The 13,666-nt window shown below is 63.0% G+C and carries 10 protein-coding genes; 3 read left to right on the top strand and 7 right to left on the bottom strand.

Annotated features, from left to right (window positions below; translation table 11 throughout):
- Positions 1 to 11: 11 nt before the first annotated feature.
- From rnr to ACP0KA_RS23005, 3 genes are all read right to left on the bottom strand, one after another.
- Entirely contained in the window at positions 12 to 2,348 is a 2,337-nt protein-coding gene (gene rnr, locus ACP0KA_RS22995; protein WP_424631021.1) for a ribonuclease R, read from the bottom strand.
- Entirely contained in the window at positions 2,348 to 5,098 is a 2,751-nt protein-coding gene (gene topA, locus ACP0KA_RS23000) for a type I DNA topoisomerase (protein WP_424631022.1), read from the bottom strand. The genes rnr and topA overlap by 1 nt, the downstream gene beginning before the upstream one ends.
- A 467-nt stretch (positions 5,099 to 5,565) precedes the next feature.
- A complete protein-coding gene (locus ACP0KA_RS23005; RefSeq protein ID WP_424631023.1) occupies positions 5,566 to 6,021 on the bottom strand; it encodes a winged helix-turn-helix transcriptional regulator in 456 nt (151 codons plus the stop codon).
- Between the two features lie 100 nt (positions 6,022 to 6,121).
- Between ACP0KA_RS23005 and ACP0KA_RS23010 the strand changes: the two genes are divergently transcribed.
- Entirely contained in the window at positions 6,122 to 6,895 is a 774-nt protein-coding gene (locus ACP0KA_RS23010; protein WP_424631024.1) for an SDR family NAD(P)-dependent oxidoreductase, read from the top strand.
- Positions 6,896 to 6,947: 52 nt separating this feature from the next.
- Here the strand turns inward: ACP0KA_RS23010 and dprA are convergent, their stop codons facing one another.
- The 4 genes from dprA to ACP0KA_RS23030 form a co-directional block, all read right to left on the bottom strand.
- On the bottom strand, positions 6,948 to 8,069 hold the full coding sequence (gene dprA, locus ACP0KA_RS23015) for a DNA-processing protein DprA (protein ID WP_424631025.1): 1,122 nt from the start codon (positions 8,067 to 8,069) through the stop codon (positions 6,948 to 6,950).
- A 101-nt stretch (positions 8,070 to 8,170) separates the two neighbouring features.
- Positions 8,171 to 8,761 carry a glycerol-3-phosphate 1-O-acyltransferase PlsY gene (plsY, locus tag ACP0KA_RS23020; protein WP_424631026.1) on the bottom strand — a complete coding sequence of 197 codons (591 nt, stop codon included), beginning with the start codon at positions 8,759 to 8,761 and terminating at the stop codon, positions 8,171 to 8,173.
- Between the two features lie 6 nt (positions 8,762 to 8,767).
- Positions 8,768 to 10,069 (bottom strand): dihydroorotase, encoded by a 1,302-nt coding sequence (locus ACP0KA_RS23025; RefSeq protein ID WP_424631027.1) that lies wholly within the window; start codon positions 10,067 to 10,069, stop codon positions 8,768 to 8,770.
- A 4-nt stretch (positions 10,070 to 10,073) separates the two neighbouring features.
- On the bottom strand, positions 10,074 to 11,027 hold the full coding sequence (locus tag ACP0KA_RS23030) for an aspartate carbamoyltransferase catalytic subunit (protein WP_424631028.1): 954 nt from the start codon (positions 11,025 to 11,027) through the stop codon (positions 10,074 to 10,076).
- A 161-nt stretch (positions 11,028 to 11,188) separates the two neighbouring features.
- On the opposite strand from ACP0KA_RS23030, the gene ACP0KA_RS23035 reads away from it, so the two are divergent.
- Together ACP0KA_RS23035 and ACP0KA_RS23040 are read left to right on the top strand one after the other, a co-directional pair.
- Positions 11,189 to 11,944 carry a M15 family metallopeptidase gene (locus tag ACP0KA_RS23035; RefSeq protein ID WP_424631029.1) on the top strand — a complete coding sequence of 252 codons (756 nt, stop codon included), beginning with the start codon at positions 11,189 to 11,191 and terminating at the stop codon, positions 11,942 to 11,944.
- Positions 11,945 to 11,989: 45 nt separating this feature from the next.
- Positions 11,990 to 13,636: an acyl-CoA dehydrogenase family protein gene (locus tag ACP0KA_RS23040; RefSeq protein ID WP_424631030.1), complete on the top strand. Its 1,647-nt coding sequence runs from the start codon at positions 11,990 to 11,992 to the stop codon at positions 13,634 to 13,636.
- The last annotated feature ends 30 nt before the right edge of the window (positions 13,637 to 13,666 follow it).

The raw sequence follows: 13,666 nt of genomic DNA on the forward strand, positions 1-13,666 counted from the left end.
TCCTTTGAAGGTCAGCCCTTCTTCTTTCCCTTGCGCGCCTTTCGCGACAGCTTCGGCGGCTTCTTTTTCTTGCTTTTCTTGTCGCGTTTGAGGTGCGCCTTGACGCCCCCCTTTGGTTTCGGGCCGCGGCTCTCGTGCTTGCGACCGCCGCGCGGGGCGACGTTGCCGTCCGAGAGCAGTTCGAACCGTAACGCTCCCGCCACCGGGGCTGCTTCTACCAGACGAACCTCCACCACGTCACCTAACCGATGCATGGTTCCGCTGCGCGAACCGATCAGCGCGTGGCGGGTCTCGTCATAGTTGTAGTATTCGCTGCCCAGCGTGCGAACCGGGATAAGGCCGTCGGCGCCGGTTTCGGTCAGCTTGACGAACAGGCCAGCGCGCGTAACGCCGGAAATCCGGCCGGTGAATGTTGCGCCCACGCGGTCGGCGAGATGATGCGCGATCAGGCGATCTACGGTTTCGCGCTCGGCCTTCATCGCCCGGCGCTCAGTCAACGAAATCGCCGCGGCAACTTCGCTGAGCGTTTCGAACGATTCATGTTCCGGCAGCGCGCCTTCGCCGAGTCCGAGGGCGCGGATCAAAGCGCGATGCACGATCAGGTCGGCATAGCGCCTGATCGGCGAGGTGAAGTGGGCGTAGCGGCGAAGATTGAGGCCGAAGTGTCCGTAGTTGTCTGCGGAATATTCCGCCTGCGCTTGCGAGCGCAGCACCACTTCGTTCACAAGCGGTTCTGAATCGTGGCCATGGACTTGCGCGAGCACGCGGTTGAACACGGCAGGGCGCAATGCGCCGGCCTTGGCGAACGGAATGTCGAGGGTCTTCAGGAACTCCTGAAGGTTGTGAACCTTCTCGACAGTCGGCTCATCATGCACGCGATAGATCAGCGGCAGCGCCTTCTTCTCAAGCGTTTCCGCCGCCGCCACGTTGGCGAGGATCATGAACTCTTCGATCAGGCGGTGGGCGTCGAGCCGCTCCGGGATGATCACGCGATCGACAGTGCCGTCAGGTTTCAGCACAATCTTACGCTCGGGCAGATCGAGATCGAGTGGATCGCGCTCGTCGCGCGCGCGTTTCACCAGCGCATAGGCGGCATAGAGCGGCTTCAGGATCGGATCGAGCAGAGGGCCTGTGACATCGTCGGGACGGCCATCGATCGCCGCTTGTGCCTGCGCGTAATTCAATTTGGCTGCCGAGCGCATCAGGACACGGTGGAACGTGTGCGAGCGCTTCCGCCCATCCGGTGCGATGACCATGCGCACCGCCAGCGCGCCGCGGGGCTCTCCGGGCTTCAGCGAGCAGAGGTCGTTCGAAATGCGCTCCGGCAGCATCGGCACGACACGGTCGGGGAAGTAGACCGAGTTGCCGCGGTTCAGCGCTTCGCGGTCAAGGGGCGAGTTCGGCCGGACATAAAACGCAACGTCGGCGATGGCGACGTTGACGATGTAGCCGCCCTTGTTGTTCGGGTCGGTGTCCGGTTCGGCGTGGACGGCGTCGTCGTGATCTTTCGCGTCTGGCGGATCGATGGTGACCAGCGGGACATCGCGCCAGTCTTCACGTCCGGCGAGCGTTGCCGGCTGCGCCGCCTCCGACTCGCGGATGACGTCGTCCGGAAATTCCTGCGGGATGTCGTGGGCGTGAATGGCGATCAGGCTGACGGCCTTCTCGGTCTTCAGCGAACCAAGCCGTTCTTTCACGCGCCCTTGAGGCAAGCCAAACCCACGCGCGCGCATCAGTTCGACGCTGATCAGATCACCGTCCTGGGCACCAGAGCTATGGGCTGCGGGGATCGCAAGCTCACGCCCGGCCTGCTTCTTGTCGATCGGGATCAGGCGGCCGTCGCCATTGGGCAGCGCACGGAAGATGCCGAGCACGCGATGCCGCGTCTTGTCGAGCAGCTTGATGACGCGCCCGCGATACGCGCCGCGCTCGCCTTTGACTTCGGATTTCTCGACACGGAGCAGGGCGCGGTCGCCGACGCCAGCCACGGTGCCGGGCTTGGGCCTGCGCGGCACGTCGATGCGAATGACGGGAGCAGGGCCATCGACATCTTCGAGCCACTCCGCGGGCGTTGCGAGCAGTTCGCCGTCCTCGTCGCGGCCGGTAACGTCGGCGACGAGTGTCGGCGGCAACGATTTCGCTTCGTGAAGCCGTCTGCCGTCTTTGGCAATGATGCCTTCATCGGTGAGGTCGCGCAGCACGCGTCGCAGTTCAGCACGCGCTTCGTTCTTCAGGCCGAAATGGCGGGCGAGTTCACGCGTGCCCACGTCGCCCGGTTGCGAGCGAACGAACGCGACAATGCTATCCCGATCAGGAAGTGCTGTTGTCGCGTCGTGTTTCTTCGTCATTATCCGCGTGCTTTACCAGCGCTCTTCGTGGCCGCGACCTTGGTGGTTTTCTTGGCGGCAACCTTCTTCGGTGCAGCCGCTTTCTTCGCAGCGCGTGGTTTCGCAGCCGTGATCGGCGTCACCTCGGCACCGGCGTCGTCATCCGCCTTGGCAGCAGTCTTCGAGGATTTCTTCGCCGCGGCTTTCTTCGCAGGCTTCTTGCTGGTTGCAGCTTTCTTCGCCGCGCGCTTGGGCTTGCCGCCGCCCTTCTTCGCGCGGTCCTCGATCAGCGCAATCGCTTCTTCGAGGGTCAGCTTTTCCGGCTCCTTGTCGTCCGGAATGGTGGCGTTGATGCCGTCGATGGTCACGTAAGCGCCGTAGCGGCCCTTCTTGAGCATGATGGTGCCGCCGCGTGCAGGATATTCGCCGACGGCCTTGCCGGGATCGGCGCCGAAGCGCCGGCTCGGGCCCTTGGCGATCTTCTCTGCAATGAGCGTGACCGCGCGGTTGAGACCAACGTTGTAGACGTCGTCGCCCGCCTCGAGGCTCGCATAAGTCTTGCCGTGACGTACGAAGGGACCGAACCGGCCAATGCCGGCAGTGATGATTTCGCCATCCTCGGGATGCGGGCCGACGTCACGCGGCAGCGCGAGCAGCTTGATCGCAAGTTCAAGTTCGACATCCGCGGGCGACATGTTCTTCGGAATGCCGGCGCGCTTGGGCTTCTGGTCCTCGCCGTAGTCCTTCGGTTCGCCAAGCTGAATGTAGGGACCGAAACGTCCGGCTTTCACCGCAACGTCGAGATTCGTTGCCGGATCCTTGCCGAGCACGCGGTCGCTCTGGCCGCTGGAGGCGGCGAGAGGGCGGGTGTAGCGGCATTCAGGATAGTTCGAGCAGCCGACGAAGGCGCCGAACTTGCCGGCCTTGAGATTGAGTTTGCCAGTGCCGCAGCTCGGACATTGACGGGGATCCCCGCCATCGGCACGCGGCTCGTAGATGTGTTCGCCGAGCATCGCATCGAGCACGTCGAGCACTTCGGACACGCGCACGTCCTTGATGCCGTCGACCGCGCCGATGAAGTCGGTCCAGAAATCCTTCAGGACCTGCTGCCAGGCGACTTCATTGTTCGAAATCTTGTCGAGCTTCTCCTCGAGATCGGCGGTGAAGTCGAACTCGACGTAACGCGCGAAGAAGTTCTCCAGGAACGCGACGACGACGCGGCCCTTGTCCTCGGCGGACAGGCGCTTCTTTTCGAGCTTCACATAGCCGCGGTCTTTCAGCACCTGGAGGATCGACGCATAGGTCGAAGGCCGGCCGATGCCGAGTTCTTCCATGCGCTTGACCAGCGAGGCTTCCGAGAAGCGCGGTGGCGGCTCGGTGAAATGTTGCGTGACGTTGAGGCTCTCGCGCTTCAGCGCTTCGCCTTCGCTCATGGCGGGCAGGCGGCGGCTCTCTTCATCATCGGGATCGTCGTCACGGCCTTCCTGATAGACGGCCAGGAAGCCGTCGAACTTGACGACCTGACCGGTGGCACGCAATTCGAGGGTGCGAGCGCCTGCCTTCGCCGTGATGTCGACAGTGGTGCGCTCGAGCTCGGCCGATTCCATCTGGCTTGCGATGGTCCGCATCCAGATCAGTTCGTACAGCCGCGCCTGATCGTTATCGAGGCGGCTGCGCAAGCTGGCAGGACGGCGGGAGAGGTCGGTCGGACGGATCGCTTCGTGCGCTTCCTGCGCATTCTTCGCCTTCGACGAATACTGGCGCGGCGCATCGGGGACGTAGGTCTTGCCGTATTCCTCGCCGATCACCTTGCGGGTCTGCGTCACGGCTTCAGGGGCAATCGAAACGCCGTCGGTACGCATATAAGTAATGAGACCGGTGGTCTCACCGCCGATATCGATGCCTTCGTAGAGGCGTTGTGCGATGCGCATGGTGTGCGCAGGGGCAAAGCCAAGCTTGCGGCTGGCTTCCTGCTGCAGCGTCGAGGTGGTGAAGGGCGCCTGCGGATTGCGTCGCGCGGGCTTGGCCTCGACCGTGGTGACGGTGTAGTTGGCCGCTTCCAGCGCCTTCTTGAAATCTTCGGCTTCCGCGCCGCTGCCGATGTCGAGGCGCTGGATCTTCTTGCCGTCCGCGCCGACGAGGCGGGCCTCAAACGTGTCGCCGCGCGGCGTCGCGAGATTGGCCAGCAGCGACCAGTATTCGCGCGGCACGAACTTTTCGATTTCGAGCTCGCGGTCGCACACCAGCCGCAGCGCCACCGACTGCACGCGGCCGGCAGAACGGGCGCCGGGGAGTTTGCGCCAGAGCACGGGGGAGAGGGTGAAGCCGACGAGATAGTCCAGCGCACGCCGCGCCATGTAGGCGTCCACCAGCGCGCCATCGATCTGGCGCGGGTGCTTCATGGCTTCGGTGACGGCCTGCTTGGTAATGGCGTTGAAGACGACGCGCTCGATCTTCTGGTCCTTGAGGGCGCGCTTCTGCTTCAGCACCTCGAGCACGTGCCAGGAGATCGCTTCGCCTTCGCGATCAGGGTCGGTTGCGAGGATCAGCTTGTCGGCGTCCTTGACGACGCGGGCGATGTCATTGAGGCGACCGGCGGCTTTCGGGTCGACTTCCCAAATCATCTGAAAATTTGCGTCAGGATCCACCGATCCATTCTTGGCGGGAAGGTCCCGGACATGCCCATAGGAGGCGAAAACCTCGTAGGAGTCGCCCAAATACTTGTTGATCGTCTTGGCCTTTGCAGGCGACTCGACAATGACGATATTCATATTATTCCAATGGCTTACGGGGAAAACACACGCCGGAATCGGAGGATTCACCCTGGGTGGCTCGTCCGATACATGGGTAAAAGGACCCCCGCTGTCAAATCGCCTGCTGGTGATCGGCCTTGGGATAGCGTGAAAATTCACGCGATGGTTGTGTATTTTTCAATTCCAGATTGTGATTTGAGGCCGCTGCTTAACCTTGGCGAGGGCCATGGTGGGGGCTGCCCCGGTATCCAGTTGCAGCCAAAAAGGGCAGCGCGCGGCGGTGAACAGTGACGCATTTCCGAGAGAACTTCGCCGACGGCATCGAGCTGAGAGAGCGCTCACTTTATAATGGGTCACACCGCGATATCGTGTCGGACTGAAGCGCTTTCGTCTTATGAGCAGGGCGAACTAAGTCCCTTTTATTTCTGGGGATCGTCAGGCGCCGAGTTGCTTGGCCGCGGGCCGTCACGAGATGTGCACTGGCCTCAAGCTTGAGCGCCCGCGAGGCGGACCGTGGTCTCGGTCTGATTCAAAACGCGGCCATCCTCGGCGCGAATCTCCAGCTTCCGAAGGGGCTTCCCGTGTCTCTTGTCGAGGAGCTTGGAGAAGTCTTCGTTAGGCTTAAACGAAAATTCCTCGCCCCACTGCCGCAGCGCGACCAAAACCGGGAACAGTGCCCGGCCTTTGGGGGTGAGCACGTAATCTTGATAGGCGCTGCCGTCGGCGGCGGGCTGCACCTCCAAAATCCCCTCCGCGACGAGGGTGCGCAGGCGCACGGTCAGGATGTTCTTGGCTACGCCGAGATCTTTCTGAAAGGCGCTGAAACGCCGCGTGCCGAGCATGGCGTTGCGGACGATCAACAACGACCACCAGTCGCCGATGACGTCCAGCGCCCGTGCGATGGGGCACATATCCCCCTGAAGACTCTTGCGTTTCATCAAGCTGCCCTTCGATCACGCGATTGTGGTTGCAATATAGGACTGGATCGACTAAATCGCAAGCATGGTTTCATTATGAAACCAGATTGGACAGGAGAGTTCCATGCGATTGAAGGGGAAGACCGCGCTGATCACAGGCGGCAACAGCGGCATTGGCCTGGCAACGGCAAAGCTGTTCGTGGCGGAGGGAGCGCGCGTCGCCATCACAGGACGCAACAAGGCGACGCTCGACGCCGCCGCAAAGGAGCTTGGCGCCAACGCCATTGCGATCGCAGCCGACGCCAACGACGTCGCTGCGACAGAGCGCGCATTCGCGCAGGCAGCTGAGACATTCGGCAAGTTCGATATCGTGTTCGCCAACGCCGGCATTCCGGGCAACACGCCTGTAGGGCAGACCACGCTCGAGATGTTCGAGAGCGTCATTAAAACCAATCTCACGTCGGTCTTTTTCACCGTGCAGGCAGCGTTGCCGCACCTCAATGACAACGCCTCCATTATTCTCAATGGATCGGTGATCAGCGTGCTCGGTAACCCGGGTTATTCCGCCTACGCAGCCACCAAGGCCGGCGTGCGTGCCATGGCGCGCGTGATGGCGAGCGAACTGTCGCCGCGCGGTATCCGCGTCAACGTCGTGGCACCGGGCGCCGCGCGTACCCCGATCTGGAATGGCGCTGCTCCCACGGCGGAAGCATTTGCCGTACTTGAAAAGCGCATCGCGGGTATCACTCCGCTCGGACGTATCGCAGAGCCAGACCATATCGCGAAAACGGTTCTTTTCCTGGCATCGGACGATGCCGCGCATGTGCAGGGGCAGGAAATCTTTGTCGATGGCGGCGCCACCGCATCGCCCGCCGGTGCTCCGGTGTTTCGCGGATAACAATGGGCTACGACTGGCTCAGAACAGAAACTGAGCCAGTCGATGTCGCGTTTTAAATCAGCGAGACCATGCCGCCGCCATGGCGCTCCAGCCGTCCCGCGAGTTCGAGTTCAAGCAGAACAGTGCGCACAACAGCGGGCGTGACGCCGGTCAGGCGGATGAGATCGTCGATGCTGACGGGGGCGGGGCTCAGCAGGTTGATGACCTGCGCCCGGTCGCCACCATGCGGTTCATCGTCAACGAAATCGTCTGCGTCCTCACTGAGCAGCGGCTCGACCGGACGCCCCATGATGGGGCGCACGGCGTCCACGATATCGGCGGCACTCGTGATCAGCGTCGCCCCTTGCTTGATGAGATCATTCGTTCCCGCCGCACGCGGATCGAGAGGTGAGCCCGGCACGGCAAACACTTCCCGGCCTTGCTCGTTGGCGAAGCGCGCGGTGATGAGCGAGCCCGAACGATGGGCCGCTTCGACGATCACGACGCCGAAGGCAACGCCCGAAATCAACCGGTTGCGGCGAGGGAAGTCACGTGCACGCGGACTATGGCCGAGCGGCATTTCCGAGATCGCACCGCTGCCTGCATCGATGATCGATGCGAGCAGCTCGTCATGTTCCGGCGGATAGATTCTGTCGTGACCGCCTGCCAGCACAGCAACGGTGCCGGTCTTGCAGGTCACGCGGTGGGCGGCGGCGTCGACGCCCCGCGCCAGTCCCGACGCGATGACAAAGCCTTGTTCGGCGAGGTCGCTCGCCAGCATCTGCGCGAATTTAAGGCCGGCGCCGGATGCGTTGCGCGAGCCGACGATACCGATCATCGGGCGCATTTCCACATCGTATGAACCGCGGACACCGAGCAATGGCGGCGCATCGTCGATCAGCGCGAGGCGAGGCGGGTAACCGGTCTCGCCGGGCGCCAGCAGCGCGACACCAAGCCTGAAGCCGGCAGCGATCTCCCGCTCGGCGTCATCCACAGTGCAGATGCGTCCCGGCCTGCCGGCGCCGCCGCGCAGTGCAAACTCCGGCAGCCGCTCCAGAGCGTCGCGCGCACTGCCGAAATGGTTGAGGAGGGAGCGGAAGGTACGCGGTCCGACATTCTCGCTGCGGATCAGCCGCAGCCAGTCGATGCGCTGTGCGTCGGTCAGCTTGAGTGTGTCGTCTTGCTGTATGCTCAACGGCGCCGCCCCCAAGGGACACTAGCGGGCAGCATTGCGCAACTTCAGGCGGTCTTCAACCGTCTGATGAAGATGAATACGAGAGCCGAGCGTTGTTTCGGCTAGCTCTTCTTCCCGATCTTGCCTTCGGCGCCTTCACGCAACCGCTTGATGTTGGCGCGGTGCATGATCCACAGCATGGCGGAGAGAACGGCAAACAGCGCGGCGAGGTTCTGGTGCTGCGACCAGAACAGCAGCAGCGGTGTGACAGCGCTTGCAACGAGGGCCGCGAGCGACGAGTAGCGGAAGATGAAAGCGACCGCGAGCCAGATCGCGCAGAACGCCAGCGCGGCCGGCCAGAACAGTCCGAGCAGGACGCCGATGTAAGTGGCGACGCCTTTGCCGCCCTTGAACTTCAGCCAGATCGGGAAGAGGTGGCCGAGAAATGCGCCGAGGCCTGCCGCAATGGCGGCGTTCGGTCCTGCGAACTGGCCCGCGACGATGACTGCCACGGTGCCCTTCAGCATGTCGCCGATCAGGGTTGCCGCAGCGAGGCCCTTGTTGCCGGTGCGCAGCACATTGGTCGCACCGATGTTACCCGAGCCGATCGAACGCAGGTCTTGCGTGCCGGCGAGCTTGGTCAGGACCAATCCGAACGGGATCGAGCCGCAGAGATAACCAAAGACGAGAGCGAGCAGGAGGGTGCCAATCATGCGTCCTCACACATGTTCATAAACGGTGCGGCCGCCGACAATGGTGCGGGCGACGCGGCCTGAGAACCGCGCCTCGTCGAACGGCGTGTTTTTACACTGCGACTTGAGATCGGCGGGATCAACAATCCACGGTGTGTCGAGGTCGATCACAATAACATCCGCAGGTGCGCCCGCACGCAACGTGCCGCCGGGCAGGCCGAGCAGTTCGGCCGGGCGGGTCGACATCGCGCGGATCAGAGCCTTCAGCTCGAGGTCGCCGGAGTGAACAAGGCGCAGACCCGCGGGCAGCATGGTCTCGAGGCCGATGGCGCCGGGGGCTGCTTCCGCAAACGGCAGGCGCTTGACCTCGACGTCCTGCGGATTGTGATCAGACATGACCACGTCGATCAGCCCCGATGCGACGGCGGCCACCAGCGCCCTGCGATCCTCTTCAGTGCGCAGAGGCGGTGACAGTTTCAGGAACGTGCGGTACGGGCCGATATCGTTTTCGTTCAGCGTCAGGTGATTGATCGAGGCCGACGCGCTGACGTTGAGACCCGCGTCACGCGCAAGCTTCAGGATTTCGAGGGACTCGACGCAGGTCAGCGACGCCGCGTGATAGCGTCCGCCGGTCAATGCGACGAGGCGCATGTCGCGTTCGAGCACGATCGCTTCCGATGCCGTCGGAATGCCCATCAGGCCGAGGCGGGAGGCGAATTCGCCCTCGTTCATGACGCCTTCGCCAATGAGATTGGGATCTTCGGTGTGCTGCACGATCAGCGCATCGAAATCGCGGGCATAGGTCAGCGCGCGGCGCATCACCTGCGCGTTCATCAGACTCTTGTCGCCATCGGTGAAGGCGATGGCGCCGGCCGCCTTGAGCAGGCCGATCTCGGTCATCTCGTCGCCCTTCAGGCCCTTGGTGAGTGCGGCCATGGGGTGAATGTTGACGATCGCGGTGTCACGGGAGCGACGCATGACGAAGTCGACCGTCGCCGAATTGTCGATCACCGGATTGGTATCTGGCTGGCAGATGATGGTGGTGATGCCACCGGCGGCGGCGGCGAGACTCGCAGACGCAAAGGTCTCGCGGTGGCCTGCGCCAGGCTCGCCGACGAAGGCGCGCATGTCGACGAGGCCAGGTGCGACGACCTTGCCGGCGCAATTAATAATGTCTGTGCCTTCGGGGACACCGGCAGCGCCGATGCCGCGGCGGGCATCGCGAATGATGCCGTCGGCGATCAAGACGTCACCTGGACCGTCGAGGTCGCGCGACGGGTCAATCAGGCGGGCGTTGGCGAGCAGGATGGGGCGGCGTTCTGTCAGCATGGCGTCACGCGTTCGGCAGGTTGCGGGCCAGTGCTTCGAGCACCGCCATGCGAACCGCCACTCCCATTTCGACCTGTTCACGGATCAGCGACTGCGCGCCGTCCGCCACGATGGAGTCGATTTCGACACCCCGGTTCATCGGGCCCGGGTGCATCACCAGCGCATTCGGCTTGGCGTAGGCAAGCTTGTTCTGGTCGAGGCCAAAGTAGTGGAAATACTCGGACGTTGAAGGCACGAACGAGCCGTTCATCCGCTCGCGCTGCAGCCGCAGCATCATGACGATGTCTGCGCCGTCGAGTCCCTCGCGCATGTCGCGCGCGACTTCCACGCCCATCCGTTCGATGCCCGGAGGAAGCAACGTGGAGGGCGCGACGACGCGGACGCGCGCGCCCATGGCGTTCAGCAGAATGATGTTGGAGCGCGCCACGCGCGAATGCAGCACGTCGCCGCAGATCGCGACCAGCAGGCCGTCGAGATGACCCTTGTTGCGGCGGATGGTCAGCGCATCGAGCAGCGCCTGGGTGGGATGCTCGTGGGCGCCGTCGCCGGCATTGATCACGGAGCCGTCAACCTTGCGCGCCAGCAGTTCCACCGCGCCGGAGGCATGATGGCGCACCACCAGAATATCCGGATGCATGGCGTTCAGGGTCACCGCCGTATCCATCAGCGTCTCGCCCTTCTTGATCGAAGACGAGGAGACGGACATGTTCATGACGTCGGCGCCCAAGCGCTTGCCGGCGAGTTCGAAGGAGGACTGCGTTCGGGTGGAGGCTTCGAAGAACAGGTTGACCTGGGTGCGCCCCCGAAGGTTGGTGCGCTTCTTGTCCACCTGCCGATTCAGTTCGACATATTCTTCGGCGAGATCCAGGAGGCCGGTGATGTCGGCGGCGGAAAGCCCTTCGATGCCCAGCAGATGCCGGTGCCCGAGGACAAAAGACGATTTCGATGCAAGGGTCATTAAAGCAAGAGCTATAGGCAGACTTGCGCGGCCGGGCAAGGCGGATTCGGCGGCTGCGGAGTTTTCCCCTGCCGATGGGGGCCGATATCCGGAACATTTTTCGTATTTTCGCCGCCGTTGCCGGGTTTGTCCCGGAAGTCACAAAAATCGGGGGCGGCCTCATGAAACTCATAACTGCGCTATTGGTTGCCGCTCTCGGCAGCCCCGTCCTCGGCGCGCATGCCGCAGCGCCGCTGCCGGGCGATTTCGTGTTTCTGCGCGACGTCGATCCGACCATCATCCAGGACATCCGCTATGCCACCGCCAACAATTTCGTCGGGCGCCGGCTGCGCGGTTACGACGCGGGGGAATGCATTGTCACACGCAACGTGGCGACCGCTCTGAAGCGTGTGCAGCAGAATCTTAAGCCGCAGGGCCTCTCGCTGAAAATGTATGACTGCTATCGCCCACAGCGAGCGGTCGATGACATGTATGCCTGGGCGCAGGATGGCCATGAAACGCCCTCACAGCATCTCTACAATCCGAAGATGCGCAAGGAGGACTTGTTCCGTCTCGGTTACATCGCGAAGCACTCCGGTCATTCCACCGGGAAAGCCGTGGATTTGACCCTCGTGAAATTGCCGGCCGCACCGTCGGCACCATTCGATCCGCAGGCGGCCTACGCCGATTGCACGGCCCCGGCCAACCTGCGCGCACCGGACAGCAGCGTCGATATGGGAGCGGGCTACGACTGCTCCGATGAGAAGGCCCATACCAACTCGAAAGCGATCTCACCGCAGCAGCGCAAATGGCGCGATACACTCGTTTCCGCCATGGCGAAGCAAGGTTTCGTCAACTATCGGCTGGAATGGTGGCATTTCTCGCTGGCGGGCGGCGGGAACACGGCCTTCGATTTTCCGGTCGTGCGGCCGCGCTGATATGATGGGGCAGGAAACCCTTGGGCGAGAACACGGGAGACACCAATGACGCTCGTCAGACACGACACCCGTGAGGTCTTCAATCAGTCCCCGCCGTTCGAGGACGTGGATCTGTTCGCGTTCGACCAGCCGCTGGTCGACGCGGTGGCTGCAAACGGTGGCGGCGAGGCTGCGGCGGAGCTGTCGGAGTTCGGCAAACATTGGGGCTCGGCTGCGATGGCGGAGCGCGGCCGACTTGCCAACGAGAATACGCCGAAGCTGAAACTGTTCGATGCGCGGGGCTATCGCCGTGACGAGGTCGAGTTTCATCCGGCCTATCATGAGTTGATGGCCTACAGCGCCCATGCGGGCATCCACAATTCGACATGGACTGAAAACGGAGAGGCCGCCGGTGGCGCCGCCGAAGTCGTGCGCGCAGCGCGGTTCTTCATGGCATCACAAGTCGAGACCGGTCATCTCTGTCCGATCACGATGACCCGCGCGGCGGTCGGTGCGCTCGCGACCGAGCCGGCCTTGCGCGCCAAAATCATGCCGGTCCTCGGCACGCGGTCCTACGATCCGGCGTTTGCTCCGTGGTGGCAGAAGCGCGGCATGACCATGGGCATGGGCATGACCGAGAAGCAGGGCGGTACCGATGTGCGGGCCAATCTGACCCGTGCCGAGCGCGACGGCGACGCCTATCGCATCACCGGGCACAAATGGTTCATGTCGGCGCCGATGTGCGACGCGTTCCTGGTGCTGGCACAGGCGGAAGGCGGATTGACCTGCTTCTTCATGCCGCGCTTTGCGCCGGATGGCAGCGTCAACGGCATTCATTTTCAACGGCTGAAGGACAAGCTCGGCAATCGCTCAAACGCGTCATCCGAAGTCGAGTTCGACAATGCGTATGCATTACGGCTCGGTGAAGAGGGGCGCGGTGTCCCGACCATCATCCAGATGGTCTCGCTCACACGCCAGGACTGTTCGCTTGCCTCCGTCGGCCTGATGCGCTCGGGGCTCGCTCACGCGCTCCATCATGCGCGCCATCGCAGCGTGTTTCAGAAGCATCTCGTCGATCAGCCTCTGATGAAAAACGTACTGGCGGACATGGCGCTGCATGTGGAGGCCTCCACCGCGCTGGTGATGCGGCTGTGCCGGTCGTTCGATCTCGCGCCGACTGTACGGGGGGAGGCGGCCTACATGCGTCTGCTGACGCCGGTGGTGAAATACTGGACCTGCAAGAGCGCACCGGGATTCCTCTACGAGGCGATGGAGTGCATGGGCGGCAACGGTTATGTCGAGGAGGGCATCCTCGCCCGGCATTATCGGGAGTCTCCGGTCAACGCCATCTGGGAAGGCTCCGGTAACGTCATGTGCCTCGATGTGCTGCGGGCCTTGTCGCGCGAGGCGGATGCCGCCGCCGATGTCCTGCGCACGCTTGTCGATCAGACCTCAGGCGTGCCGGGTGTGGTCGAGGCCGTGGCCTTCATTGCAAAAGCGTTCCGGCAGCCGGATGCGGAACGGATCGCGCGCCTTGCGGTGGAGAAGCTGGCGCTGGTTGCTGCGACCGCTGCGCTGAACGCAGTTGCGCCAAAGCACGCCGAACTGTTCGCGGCGACGCGGCTGGCTGCCGGTCACGGGAATCTCTATGGCGCGGTTGATCTGCCGGACGACAGCCTCCGCGGTTTGCTCGATCGTGCGTTGCCGGCCTGACCTGTTTGAGAACGACTTAAATTTCTTATC

The sequence above is a fragment of the Bradyrhizobium sp. SYSU BS000235 genome (assembly GCF_049747295.1).
Lineage (GTDB): Bacteria > Pseudomonadota > Alphaproteobacteria > Rhizobiales > Xanthobacteraceae > Afipia.

Coding starts and splice junctions, on each gene's coding strand:
- rnr (WP_424631021.1), bottom strand. CDS start 2,348: ATGACGAAGAAACACGACGCGACAACAGCACTTCCTGATCGGGATAGC.
- topA (WP_424631022.1), bottom strand. CDS start 5,098: ATGAATATCGTCATTGTCGAGTCGCCTGCAAAGGCCAAGACGATCAAC.
- ACP0KA_RS23010 (WP_424631024.1), top strand. CDS start 6,122: ATGCGATTGAAGGGGAAGACCGCGCTGATCACAGGCGGCAACAGCGGC.
- plsY (WP_424631026.1), bottom strand. CDS start 8,761: ATGATTGGCACCCTCCTGCTCGCTCTCGTCTTTGGTTATCTCTGCGGC.
- ACP0KA_RS23025 (WP_424631027.1), bottom strand. CDS start 10,069: ATGCTGACAGAACGCCGCCCCATCCTGCTCGCCAACGCCCGCCTGATT.
- ACP0KA_RS23030 (WP_424631028.1), bottom strand. CDS start 11,027: ATGACCCTTGCATCGAAATCGTCTTTTGTCCTCGGGCACCGGCATCTG.
- ACP0KA_RS23035 (WP_424631029.1), top strand. CDS start 11,189: ATGAAACTCATAACTGCGCTATTGGTTGCCGCTCTCGGCAGCCCCGTC.
- ACP0KA_RS23040 (WP_424631030.1), top strand. CDS start 11,990: ATGACGCTCGTCAGACACGACACCCGTGAGGTCTTCAATCAGTCCCCG.